7 protein-coding genes are annotated in these 12679 nt (G+C 60.9%); 2 read left to right on the top strand and 5 right to left on the bottom strand.

Going from position 1 to position 12679, the window contains the following annotated elements; translation table 11 throughout:
• Window positions 1-318: 318 nt before the first annotated feature.
• Complete coding sequence (locus tag LDO27_RS24935) at window positions 319-570, bottom strand: hypothetical protein (protein WP_224044539.1); 252 nt, start codon at window positions 568-570, stop codon at window positions 319-321.
• Window positions 571-936: 366 nt separating this feature from the next.
• A complete protein-coding gene (locus LDO27_RS24930; RefSeq protein ID WP_224044537.1) occupies window positions 937-2004 on the bottom strand; it encodes a PDDEXK nuclease domain-containing protein in 1068 nt (355 codons plus the stop codon).
• A gap of 1539 nt (window positions 2005-3543) precedes the next feature.
• On the opposite strand from LDO27_RS24930, the gene LDO27_RS24925 reads away from it, so the two are divergent.
• Together LDO27_RS24925 and LDO27_RS24920 are read left to right on the top strand one after the other, a co-directional pair.
• Complete coding sequence (locus LDO27_RS24925; protein ID WP_222208795.1) at window positions 3544-4896, top strand: replication initiation protein; 1353 nt, start codon at window positions 3544-3546, stop codon at window positions 4894-4896.
• Window positions 4897-5100: 204 nt separating this feature from the next.
• Complete coding sequence (locus tag LDO27_RS24920; protein WP_222208794.1) at window positions 5101-6732, top strand: ATP-binding domain-containing protein; 1632 nt, start codon at window positions 5101-5103, stop codon at window positions 6730-6732.
• Window positions 6733-6839: 107 nt separating this feature from the next.
• Here LDO27_RS24920 and LDO27_RS24915 read toward each other — a convergent pair whose 3' ends face one another.
• From LDO27_RS24915 to LDO27_RS24905, 3 genes are all read right to left on the bottom strand, one after another.
• Window positions 6840-10061, bottom strand: coding sequence for a DEAD/DEAH box helicase (locus LDO27_RS24915; RefSeq protein ID WP_224044536.1), 3222 nt, complete (start codon window positions 10059-10061; stop codon window positions 6840-6842).
• An 82-nt stretch (window positions 10062-10143) separates the two neighbouring features.
• Window positions 10144-11829, bottom strand: coding sequence for an EH signature domain-containing protein (locus LDO27_RS24910; protein ID WP_224044534.1), 1686 nt, complete (start codon window positions 11827-11829; stop codon window positions 10144-10146).
• A gap of 80 nt (window positions 11830-11909) precedes the next feature.
• Window positions 11910-12668, bottom strand: coding sequence for a flagellar motor protein MotB (locus tag LDO27_RS24905; RefSeq protein ID WP_222208791.1), 759 nt, complete (start codon window positions 12666-12668; stop codon window positions 11910-11912).
• Window positions 12669-12679: the final 11 nt, after the last annotated feature.

Raw genomic sequence — 12679 nt, 5'->3', positions numbered from 1 at the left:
AACGCGCGCGGCCTAGTTCTCCGCTGCGTTGAGCCATGGTCGGCGAAATCGTTACGGAAACATTTCGGAAAGGTGTGCGACATGCGGTTTTTGTCCCAAGCGTCGACGCGGAGGACATGGGCGGTGGAACCGCCGTGGGACGGCGTCAACGGCTTCGGGGGGACAAAGCCGCGGATCCGTTCTCACCCTCGCAATGTGTTGGCGTCTCGGCCTGTATAGGCCGGACTGCCGAACTAGCTCGAGGCGACGAGCGGCGCAGCCTAGCACCGTGGGCGACGTGGAAAGCGGAGATGTCCGAGCGTTTGTGTGCGGCCCGACCTATACGGTAACGTCGTCCGCTTCGGCCGGCGCCGTGTCGAAATGGGCAGCGGCGTAGTGCGCGTTGCACCCCCAAACCTCGGCGCCGTTCACAAAGAACGTGCACCATTTTCCATCACTGACACAGAGGGCCGCTTGTGCCGTTCCATTTGTGTTCCACGACGCGACTTCGCCGTGGGCGATACTCTCCCTGGCGGTCACGATATAGCGGCCTGGTGGCAGCGGATCAATGGGGGCGAACTTGCGGGTCATCGGCTCAAGCCCTGGGTGGCGGTGGTCCAATCCTCGATGTGGAGACCGCCAGGTATGTTGGAGAAAGCCCGGTCAGACGTAATGAGGATGGTCGTTTCTCCTGTGTCGGCAGACAGCGCCTTGGCGTGAGTGCGATCATCATGTCTGACGCTCCCAACGGTTTCCCGGCCGCTTCGTAGCCGGCGCGAAACTGGCCGTCGATCAAACGGTTATGCGAGGCCACGGGGCGAGACTTTTCGATCGTCAGGAATGAAATTGAATTGGGTCGAGCCACAGCGTCGCTGCCTGCTTTCGATTCGCCGGCACAGCCTATTGGTGATATCTGGATGCCACGATCTAACTTAGATGGCCGCAATAGCCCTAGGCTCAAGAGCCTTGCGGCTCGTCGCCTCCGGACAGCAGACGCTCCCGTGCGGCCGCGATGGAGGCATGCAGCTTGGCCTGAAGCGTTTCGCGCGGCGGAAGCACAGTCAGATACTCTGCTACGTGAATACCACTCTTGTCCAGTTCCAACAGCTCAATCTGCTCTCGCTTCTTGCCGGTACAGAGAATGATGCCTAGAGGCGGATTCTCGCCGGCCTCCTGCTCATGTTTGGCCAGCCACCGGAGATACAGCTCCATCTGGCCCTTGTACTCGGCACGGAACTCGCCGATCTTCAGCTCGACGGCGACCAGACGGCGCAGCTTGCGGTTGTAGAACAGGAGGTCGATATAAAAATCGTCCGAATCGATCTGCACCCGTTTCTGGCGCGCGACGAAAGTAAAGCCGGCTCCCATCTCGAGAAGAAACTGTTCTATCTCGCGCAGGATGGCGTCCTCCAGATCACGCTCCAGATAGCGATCATTGAGTCCGAGAAAGTCCAGCACATAGGGGTCTTTCAGGAGCAAGGCAGGTGCGGGCGCGGCGTCCTGGCGCAAACGCTGCAACTCTTGTCTGATGGTTGCTTCAGGCTGCCTGGAGATCGCGCTGCGCTCGAAGAGCATCGATTGCATGCGCTCCTGGAGCTGCCGGACGCTCCACCCCTCCAGTTGGCTCAGCTCAATGTAGAACTCGCGCTTCACCGCGTCGTCAACGGCCGCAATCAGTCTCAGGTGAGACCAACTCAATTTGGTACACAGCGTGTGCACAATCGTGACGTCTGGAAAAGACTGGGCGAAGCGCACACAGAGGCGAAGGTGGCGGGCACCCCATCCTCGCCCATAGCTAGCCGTCAGCTGCCGCGCCAGCGACACAACAACCTCGTCGCCATAGTTTGCCCGGGTGCTTCCCAGTATTTCGCGATGGATCCGGTCGCCCACCCGCCAGTACAGCATCGAGATCTCGGCATTGACGGCAGCCGCTGTGCGTTGCCTGGCCCGGTCGATCAGCTGCTGCAACTCCGCAACAAGGGCTGATTCGTCGGAGGGAGGGGTGCCGGGAAGCGAAAGCGTCATGGGGTACGAAGTTGGGCGCAAGGCGCATCCGCAAAGACAAGCAGATGCCTCAACACGTCGCGGCTGGAGCGCAACATCTTACCAGCGCATGCATACGAAGGAACATCGGCCCCGCGGGCCACAACGGTGCGCTTTGACCCTGTGATTTTCACGCTCCGTGCTTTCGTTGCGCGCCACCACCCGCAGGCCCGACCAGGGCCGGCCGCTGCCGGGCCGGTGCTGGCCTCCACTGTGGAGTCGACGGGGACTCGTTTCCGCAAGGTGATACGTATTGGTGCGGGTATGCGGCCTGCGGCGATGGGCTCCCAGACGAAGTGCGCTGGTGGCATCCGTGTGTGCATTCACGCCTGCCGCAGCCAGCGCCCGCAACACACCGCGCCGTCGGCCTGCATGCCCGAAAGCTGGCGCCTAGTTGCGGCGCCCAGCGACGCTTGGCCACGGTGCTGATGCCAAGGTGCAAAGCATTGGTTCAGCACTGCCGCGTGCTGCCCTGCGTCATCGGATTCGTAGAGGTGAGCGGCCACTTTCGCTGAAGCCATTTTCTATCGCGACTGTGTTGCCATGGTGTTGCCCCGACCGGGGCGTTGGCTGGCAAAGGTGCAATGGATTGGGACGAACTGCGGAAGTACAGCGTCCGCGGGTTCCGCATTTCCACGATCCGCATGTGCGGATTTGACGAAAAACCGCTGTGGAACAACCACTTAGCCGATTCTCTCAAAGAAAAATCTCAACTGATTCCGCACCAATCCGTTGCACCTTAGGCTGTTTGCGGCAGGGAATACGCTGGCCATCCCACTCGGCACATCGTTTGCCCCGCGCATGCACCAACCAATTACACCTTGCGGCACCGCCAATGTGTCGTGATATGCATATCCGCAACGCCCTGCTGTCCACCAAATCAATGCACTTAAGGAAAGGGAAAGGGCTACGGTGTACTCGATTGGTGGCCGATGGGGGTCTGTTGCTGCCCCGGATGGCCGTCAAGGCTCGTTCCCGCCACCGGTGTTGATGTTGCTTTTCTTCCGCAGAAGCTAGCGGCTTATTGTTTACAAAGCTAACTAACGTTTACAGGGCTCTTTTTTCGCTTCTAAATCAAGAGGTTGCGACAAGCAAAGTGTTAACGATTGGTCGTAAGGTGCAAGTGGTTGGTCGGAAAGTGCATTCGATTGGTGCCGCAAGGTGTAATGCATTGGTGCGGCAAGGTGATATTCATTGGTCACTTGGTGGCGTTTTTTGGCCTTAGGTGCAATACATTGGCCCGGGTGCCCTTTGGGCCTGGGCCGTTGCCAGGCTAGGCTTCACTGGTATCCCGCCTTGAGAAGGTGCAATCCATTGGTGCCAGGGTGGCATTTTTTGGTCTGCAAGGTGCGGCACCGCCTTTGTCCTTCTGCGGCACCAACCGATTACACCTTGCGCTATCACCCGTTGCGGACCTGCCGCAGATCCCGGCGAAGGTGTAATGGTTAACTTGACGCCTTACACCTTAGCGTGGATATTAGCGGCATTCCATTTTTGGTCCGATGCACCCGCCCGCGCGCCATGTCCAACATCGTAAAGAATATCCCCGAGCAGCTCGGCTTCGATATCTTTACCGCCGTGCGCGAGGAATTGGGACCCAATACCGCGATTACGGAGTCCACGCGCGAGATCGGATACCGCAAGACCAACGTCCTGATCGACGTCACGTCGCTGTCGTTGCTGGCCAGGCGTGCCATCAACGCGCTGTGGCTCGAGGTTTCGCAGAAACCGCACCAGGACCATTTCGACATTGAGCTGGGCTACTTCAAGTGGCTCGCCAAGTACGAGACCTCCAACAACCTGGCTCACCTGAAGAAAGCGCTACGCGAATGCCAGAGTGCCTCCGTCCAGGTCACAGTCGAAGGTAACGCCCATAGTGGGCCGCAATGGGCCTCCGTGCCCCTGCTGGGCTCCGTCGCGATCGCCAGTGGCCGTGTGGTCTTCAAGGTCGATGACCTCATCCGGCGCCAGCTCAAAGATCCCCAGCGGTACACCTATCTTTCGCTGCGCATGTCTGCAGCGCTGACGAACTATGCGTACATCCTGTACGAGCGGCTCAGTTCCATGCGCTTCATGGGAACGACGGACTGGATTCCCCTCGAAGAAGTCCGTCGCTGGGTCAATGCTGACGCGGTGAAGTCCCTCACCGAGTACAAGCAGTTCAAGCGTCTTGTGCTCGACAAGAGCCTGAAGCAAATCAACGATCTGACTGACCTGGACGCCGAGTTCGAGACCAAGAACGCTCCTGGCACCCGGCGTGTGGCGGCAATCCGTTTCAGGCTGCGACCCAACGCGAACGGCAAACTGGTGCTTGACCTGGCGCGGCCGCACGAACTCAAGGACCTCTACGACACTCTCGTTCGGGTGTTCGGCCTCAGTACCCGGCAAATCGGCGAGATCATGGCGAACCGTGACGTGTACACCGATGTGCGGGTACGCAACGCCATCGAACTCGTCAAGCACCGGGTCAAGACCAAGGGTAGCGAAATCAAGTCTCCCGCCGCGTACCTGATGCGAGCCATCAAGGAAGGCTGGATGTTGAGCGAGCTCGAGCGTGAAGCCGCGGCCGGCACAACAGCGCAGGTAGAGACGCCACAGCTGCCTCCCGTACACGTCGAGGCAGTGCAAAGGCTGGACGAAACGATCGAGAAAAATACCGAAGCCGGGATCGAAGCGTATCTCGCACTGGATCCGGAGGCACGCACGCGCGTGCGCGATGCCCTCTACCGTGAAGTCACGTTCAAGCTGGCCGTCAAGCGGGCCAAGGTCAAGGCTGCGCCGGACGAGGAAACCATCTTTGCCAGGAAGGCGTTGAAGGTCGAACTGGGCGCCTTCATGAACCGCAAGGCCACTGGTCCGCGCTTGGCCTCCTGAAGGCACCACAGACAGCACCAAGCATCCCTTCGCTGCGCCAACGTTCTGTCCCTTGCTTGCTGTTGACGACATCTGATCGCGGGCCGCGTACGAGGTGGAACATGCCTGGCGTGCGGCTCGTTGCACGTAGTTACTAGACAAAGCGGTCGCGGCTGCCAAGTCTTTCAGGGTTTTTGCTGGCGCTTTAGAACATTGGAGAGAAAGGTGGCGTGTGTCATTCCAGATGGTTGGGAAACCATGGAGGCGGTCGGCCCGCTGCAGCGGGAACTGGAGACACTCAGGACGCTACACGCCGGGCTTCCTGACGACTACACGGTCTATCACTCCGTCCACTGGACCAATGTTTCGCGCAAGCACGCGATCTACGGCGAGATCGATTTTGTGATCGTCAACGCTGCTGGTCATCTGCTCGTCATCGAGCAGAAGAGCGGCTTCCTTGACGAGACGGCGGAGGGGCTCGCCAAGAACTACGCCGGACGCTCAAAGCTCGTTGCTGCGCAGATGGGACGTACCGTGGATGGGCTGCGCGGCAAACTGATGCGGGCGCTTAGCAATCAGCCCGTGATCATCGAGCACCTGCTCTACTGCCCTGACCACACGGTCAAGCATCCGACGACCGCGGGCCTTACGCCGGAGCGCATCATCGATGCGCAGCGACGCGGCGGTCTTTGCGAGACGATCCAGGAGATCTTGCCGGTCGGCGAGGCGCACGCCCATACCGCCCGGGTGCATCAGTTCCTGCGCGACACCATCGAGCTCGAGACGGACGTAAGCGCATTGATCGGTCAGGCGCGGGCAATGGTCACGCGCGTCTCGGAAGGACTTGCGCACTGGGCTCGCCGGATCGAGATGGAACCGTTCCGCCTGCGTGTCACCGGCACCGCAGGTTCCGGAAAGACGCAGTTGGCGTTGGCCGAATACCGCGATGCCATCCGGAACGGCAAGCGTCCCCTCTATCTCTGCTTCAACCGGCCGCTGGCGGATCATTTCGCGCGAATTGCGCCCGCGGGAGGCCTCGTATGTACCTTCCATACGCTGTGCGATCTGCTGCTTCGGGATGCCGGGCAGGCTTCTGACTTTTCACAGCCGGATGCGTTCGCCAGACTAGTCGCAGACGCGGCCCGGGTCCCGGTGTCAGACGCATTTCTCTTTGACACCTTGATCATCGATGAAGGGCAGGATTTCTCACCGGATTGGTACGAACAGGCGTTACGCCATGCCAGACCGTCAGCCCGCATGCTGTGGCTCGAAGACCCGATGCAGAACCTGTATGGGCACTCCCCTGCCGTCCTGCCGGGATGGGTACGACTTCGCGCGAACAACAACTACCGCAGCCCGCGGCCCGTTGTGCGAATGCTCCAGCCGCTGCTGTCGGGTGACAACGTTATCGAGGCCAGCGCACCGATCTCGACGGAAGAGGTCGAGTTTGTCGTGTATGGCGACCATGCGGGCCTGCTACACGGCGTCAAAGACGCTCTTCGTCAATGCTACGCCGCAGGCTTCAAGACGCATGATGTCGCGCTGCTGAGCTACCGCGGCCGGGAGAGTTCGGCGCTGCTGCACTACGATCGCATTGGCCCGAACCACCTGCGGTCCTTCACAGGCAAGTACGACGCTGCGGGGCACCCCGTCTACTCGGAGGGTGACGTGCTAGCCGAATCGGTCTTCCGGTTCAAAGGGCAATCCGCTCCCGCCATCGTCTTCGCCGAAATCGACTTCGCGGAGCTGAGCGACAACGAGATCCGACGCCTCTTTGTCGGGGCGACACGGGCGACGATGAAGCTCGTCCTGGTGCTATCCGAGCGGGCAGCGCAGATCCTGCTCGAGCGGCTTTAGCAAGCCTGGACGGCTACCGACGTGGCGCTGCCGCGCGCCCGCACAGCGCGCGCTCGGAAGGCGCACCGGCAACGTTCAAGCATGTCGCTGCCCTCGCCTCGCTGGCCTTATCCAAAATCGGCGAAGTCGGACGCCTTCAGATCGCTGCATCCATTCAGCATGTCATGCGCCAAGGCGCGCTTGCTGCCCAGCAATGCGTCCAACTTGACGTCGAAGCTCGGGAACCGATCGCTGACCACACCGGGGTAGTGGACCGTTACCGTGCGCTGCTGCCCGATCCGATACGCGCGGGCGGTGGCCTGGTCTTCCTTGGCGGGATTCCAGGTCCTTGTGAAGTGAACAACATGGTTTGCCGCCTGGATGTTGACGCCGAATCCCACTGCCAGAGGCGAAAGAATGATGACCCCAAAGCCTTCCTTGGCCTGGAAAGCATCGATGAGTTGTTGCCGGTTCTCCCCCACCCTCGGATCCGCGGAAGTATCACCGTTCACGATGCTCGGGGCAAAGCCAAAGAAGGCAGCGATGACCCTCTGCAGCTGTAGTTGCAGCTGCCGGAATTCGCAGAAGACAATGACCTTGTGATTCCCATCGGTATCGGCGGCCAGACGCCGAAGATGCCGAACAAGCCAGCCAAGTTTAGGTGACTCATTGACGAGCCTCTCTATCGGAATGGAAGCGCTGTCCTGTTCGGCATGACCGTGAGGATCTGAGCAGATCTTCCGAATGGCGTGCAAAGCCTGAAGCTGCGCGGAAGGATTGGTGGCACGCTGCTCGCGCAACGACGCCAAAGCCCCTTCGTACAACCGCTGCTGGTACGCCGACATCGGCAACTGTTTGCAGTCGGCGTCTTCCAGCAGCGGCGGCAAATCCTTCGCAACGTCCGTCTTCCGGCGATGAAGGATTTGCGGCCGTATCAACGCCCGCAACTCCTCCACTTTCTGCTGCTGCTCGTTTGTCTTCACCTCGATCGGCTGCCGATACGTGCGCGAGAAGTGGTTCAGTGCTCCGAGCATTCCCGGCTGAACGAAGTCGAACAGGCACCAGAGATCTGCCAGGGTATTCTCGACCGGCGTGCCGGTGCAGGCGATGCGAAACCGGACCTTTTGCTTCTTCGCGGAACGCGTGACCATGGCCGCTGGATTCTTGATCTTTTGAGCCTCGTCGCAGACCATGATGGACCACGGCTGGCTTGCCATTGCAAACTCGAGGTCGCGCATCGTCTCGTAGGTTGTGAGCACGAGCTTTGCATCGCCGACCCAGTTCTTCTTGAGAAGGCGCGTGACACCCTGACCGCGCAGTTCCGCATCCAGTTCATGCTTGCCAACGCGCAAAGACCGCAGGGCGTCGCCATACAGCATGAGAAGGGGCAACGTACCCGGCTCAAAAAAGCGGCTCAGTTCGTTGCGCCAGTTCTCCAGCAGGGCCACCGGTGCGACGACGAGGGCAGGTGGAAGCGACGGGTCCCGCTCAAAGCACGATGCCATGAAAGTGAGCAGCTGGAGCGTCTTCCCCAGACCCATGTCGTCGGCCAGCACAGTACCCCTGCAGTTATCCGGTGAGGCGTCCCACAGATGCTGCAGCCATGCCACGCCGGTGTGCTGGTGCGCCTTGAGAACGATCTCCGGCTTCAATCCCTGCGGCAGTCGAGGCTGCCTGTCCTGCGGCATTTGCAGCGAATCGGTTCGCACCTCGCTATAGTCGACGTCCTCAAGGTTCCGCTTGATGACCAGCCGCTTTCGCTCCTCGGAAATTCGGGGCGGTGGAGGCGTAAAGCCACCGCCCGCCAGTGCGGCGCGTGCCCGGACCAGCGCATCCACCGCGCTGCGCGCATCGGCGAGCGGCACAACCGCCGGCACGCCAGGCAAGGACACATGCGTCTGACCCGCCTGCTCCGCCCGCTGGACAGCTTGCTGCAGCGAAGGTATATCGCCGAAAGGAATCGCCGCGGTAACCGAAGACTCATCCTCACTGCTTTGGATTTTGACGCCGACCGCTACGTTGTCCTCGAACCAACCTTTGCCTTCGTCCTGTCTGGCGATCACTGGGACGACGAAGGGCTTTTCTATGCCGATGCCTTCAATGCGCTCCGAGTAATTGCTCAGATCCAGTACCTCGGCCGCCGTCCATAGCGCCGGCTGTCTCCAGGCGTGGAGCCAGCTTTCGAGTGTCTGAAGGTCCGTCGCTGTTTCGCCCAGTATTTCGAGGTCCCGACCCTGCCAGGCGACGCTCTGCGAGCCGTCCGCCAGGCAACGTCCGAGTTTGCCGGTGAAGCGCTCCAGGTCCGCAGGCGAATCGAACCAGCTGGTCGCTACGTCGGCGTCATCTGTGGCGGCATCAGACATTGCCTCTATCAGCAGAGCGACCCCTAGAATCTGGCCGGCCTCGGACTGGTCAGCCTTTGGAGTGAAGCGATGAAAGCGGACCCCCGCTGCTGCAGCTTTTCCCTGGAACTCCTCGGCATCAATCACCTCATGCGCACTCTCGCCGAGCAGGGCGAATGGATTCCGTACGAACGCCTCTGCCCGCGGCCCCACCACCAGGCGACCGGGCATCCGCTTGATCTCCGCAAGCACGGTCTTCACCGCGGGCGATAACACTACCCGGACGAGCGACGGACCATCGGGCACATCGTAGCTGTCCTGCAACGGCAGTCGGTCGAACAGAGGGAGCCACTGGTCGGGCGCGTCGACGAAGCTTGGGATGGCTTCCACCACCCGCGTATCCCCTTCACCGCGCTGCTGCAATCCAAGATTGAGGCGTTCGGGCGTCAGGAGGATAGTGCGAGCCACATAGTCTGAAACGGGGCATCCAATCGACGTCGCCAAACTCCGCATCCGGGCATAGGACCGCTCCTTCCACTCTTTTGTCCGGTCGACAGCAGGAGTGCCATGAAAGTGCTCTAGCTCGGAAAGCAATCGATGTACATCGTCGGAGACGAGGGTCGCCGAGCCGTCTGCCAGTAAGGCTCGACCCACCAGCTTGGGCGTCGGTTGCAGTGGTCGTCCGTAGGGATCAACCCATTCCGCAAGCAAGATTGCAAAATCTTCGTCCCCAATCGCTCCCTTGCTCGTTAGCCTGGGCCGCGCGGTCGACTGGGGGGGAATGTTCAGCCCTTGCTGCAGTTCCTGCAGCTCCGGGCGGCGCAGCAGTTCATACAACGCCGACCAGGGCAACAGATACTCGCCAAGCTGGCATTCGCCAAGACCTTCGAGCTGCAGTTGCGCGAGGGTAGAGGCCAGATAGGCGGTGTCAGGAGCGGCGTAAGGATCGGCCAGCCAGTCGGCGGCAAGCCCGCCAGGCGCCGCGTATCGCACACCCTCCGGTGTCATGCGGGGAGAAGTCGATCGTGCTGCGGTGCTTGGCTCAACGCGAGCCTTGCCTATCCATGCGCCAAACATATGATGTGTGTTCCTATTTCATCCAATAGCCGGTGCCGGGCTTATGTCGGAAGCCGATTGCCTCCAGGCGTGCGACAAGTTGCGGCCGTCCACTCGGGTCAGGTAGCAGTACCCACAACGCCCCGCCCTTACCGCGATTGTCTTCCCACTCGATCCCGAGTCGGCGACACACCTCCACCAGTGAAGCGAAGTCCCTGTCGCTCAACGTGCTGGCACTCGCCGTGTTTGCTTCGCCGACCGGTGAAGGGGCGCGCCAGTTCAACGGTGGGGTAGAAGCGATATCGGATGATGGGGTACCGCCCTGTGTCGCGCCGTTGGGGCGTGAACTGGACGGGGACACGTCGCGGGACGGTGCCGAGGACTGAACTGTCGCGCGAAGTTCGCCTCTCGATCTGGGAACCGATTGCAGCAGGCGTTTCAGCTTGTAGTCGAAGCTGCTTTCCCAGCTTCCCTGATGAGAAAGGCGCGTCGCTCCAAGCCTCTGTTTTAGGTCGTGAATGGTAAAGCGCGGCGCGTCGAGGTTGGTACGGAAGTCGGACGCGGGGAACACATAGCAGGCGTTGCCGGTCACACCGAACTCGATGACAAGGAGCGGACCGATCTTCATGACAAAGGCATTGTTGCTGGCGTTGCTGTCCGCAAGGCTGCGCTCCTGCCCTTCCATGCTCTTGCGCAGGTTCACGAACGCTGCGCTCCTATTGCGCCGGGCTTCATCCCCCAGCACGAACCACATCTGGGAAATCTCAGGCTCCCAGGCAAGCCAGTAATTCAGCCGCCGCACGTCGGCGGACCCGTCCTCGGCGAGCAGCTCAAAAAAGTCGCGGATCAGACGCCGCTTAACCCAGCCTTCGACCATACGTCGTGCCGGCTCATGCGCGACTTCGGCATCCCATGTCATGCGCTTAAGCCAGGGGTTGCCGATCCATTTGATACAGGTATCGCGTAGGGCTACGTGCTCGGGTCTGGACCCGCATTTGGCGTACCGCACCACGGTCATTGCCGTTGAACGCTTGGCCAGCGCTTCGGGTAGCTTCAGGTCGGAGCGACCGTTGATGAGCTGCAGGACCCCGCTCAGCTGCGCCTGGTACCGTGCGTCGTCACTGGCGCAGACGGCTTGCACATACGCCATCAGCGCCTCGTCCCACACCCACGAATTGTTGGGGATACCCAGCCCCTCGCAAAGCGAACGAAGGTCGTCGGTGCGGCCGTCCATCAGCTGGCCGGCATACCGGCTGCAAGGGTCATTGGTCAGAAGGTTCCGATGCTCGCCAAGCGTAGTCAGCCAGGCCGGAATGACACCGCGGCGCAAGGCTGCTTCCGTGACGACCGGCAGGCGCCCCGCGAGGAACGACTGAAGCGTTGTCCAGTTGACCGTCGCGGGCGCAGCGGCGCTGCGCTGCTCAAAGTGAAAGTAGCCATTCAGCAGCCCCTGATAGCACCGGCGATACTGCTTGGGGCGGCCTTCCTGGTGAGAGACCAACGTCAGAAGCCGATGGAACAGCGGTTCGCTGTCGATAATGCGCCATTGCCGCTCGCCGACCGGTACGGTGACGCCGTAGCACACGTACTTGAGCTCGGTGAAGTTCCGCACGTCGTTCGTCGCCCCGAAGCGCTGCAACGACTGCTGAATGGCGTCCGACGACAGCGAAACCACTTCGTTCTCGAACGTGGCGCGGATGTCCTTGAGTACGTCCGTCATGGCACGAGGGCTACCCCACACAGGCGGACGAAGTACCCGTTGCGAATCCATCTCCAAGGCGAGCCGGGAGCGCAACGTCTCTAGCGGTCGGCGATCGGACATCTTTCTTTGGGATCGAGCGCCTGCATCAGCGCCACGTCGTCGGTCACAGGAGAAGGATGGGCTGACTCATCCTGTTGTTCCTGCCGTGTCTTGAACTCGAGTTTGAACTCGATTCGCCGACTGTCTTCCGCGGTTGCCCTGAGCGAATTGAAGGATGCACCGCCCACAAAGAAGCGAGTGGCGACGAGTTTCCGGTCCTCCTCAGACAGTGCCGGCTCTCCGGTCGGCGGCTCGCGCAACAGTTCGCAGATCACGCGCTCGCTGCGCTCCAGGCTGAGGTTCAGGTTGTAGAGATACTTGCCGGTTTGACTGGCGTACCCTTCGACGACGGCACGCTTGAACCAGTTGCGCCCGGCATCCGTGGTGCGCAATTGCTCCAGCAGTTTCGGGGTAAATTCTCGCAACAACGCGCGCTGGGCTGGCGACAATACGTTCTGGCCTTCCCGTTCGAAGCGTCCCCGCGGACCGAAGTCGATGGTCCGATCGATGACCCGCACTCCGTCGAATTGCGCAGCGACCTTCCGCACTTCCGACATCAGTTCGTGGATCTGTTCGGACCGTGCCTTTTCCTGCCGTTCCTCGTCCGAGATCTTCTTGGTCACGGCAAGCAGCGCCACGCTGAGTGCAACTAGGAACAGGACCATCAACGCGGTCATCAGATCCGAGAACGAAATCCAGAAAGGGCGTTCACCTTCTTCCCGGCCCCGCCTCGGGCGCGCAGTCTGTATGCCAATCATGGTTCAGCCTT

The organism is Cupriavidus respiraculi, assembly GCF_914271545.1.
Classification (GTDB): Bacteria; Pseudomonadota; Gammaproteobacteria; order Burkholderiales; family Burkholderiaceae; genus Cupriavidus; species Cupriavidus respiraculi.
Note: the sequence above shows the minus strand (reverse complement) of the source record. Positions and strands in the feature narration are given on the sequence as shown.

Coding starts and splice junctions, on each gene's coding strand:
- LDO27_RS24925 (WP_222208795.1), top strand. CDS start 3,544: ATGTCCAACATCGTAAAGAATATCCCCGAGCAGCTCGGCTTCGATATC.
- LDO27_RS24935 (WP_224044539.1), bottom strand. CDS start 570: ATGACCCGCAAGTTCGCCCCCATTGATCCGCTGCCACCAGGCCGCTAT.
- LDO27_RS24930 (WP_224044537.1), bottom strand. CDS start 2,004: ATGACGCTTTCGCTTCCCGGCACCCCTCCCTCCGACGAATCAGCCCTT.
- LDO27_RS24905 (WP_222208791.1), bottom strand. CDS start 12,668: ATGATTGGCATACAGACTGCGCGCCCGAGGCGGGGCCGGGAAGAAGGT.
- LDO27_RS24910 (WP_224044534.1), bottom strand. CDS start 11,829: ATGACGGACGTACTCAAGGACATCCGCGCCACGTTCGAGAACGAAGTG.
- LDO27_RS24915 (WP_224044536.1), bottom strand. CDS start 10,061: ATGACACCGGAGGGTGTGCGATACGCGGCGCCTGGCGGGCTTGCCGCC.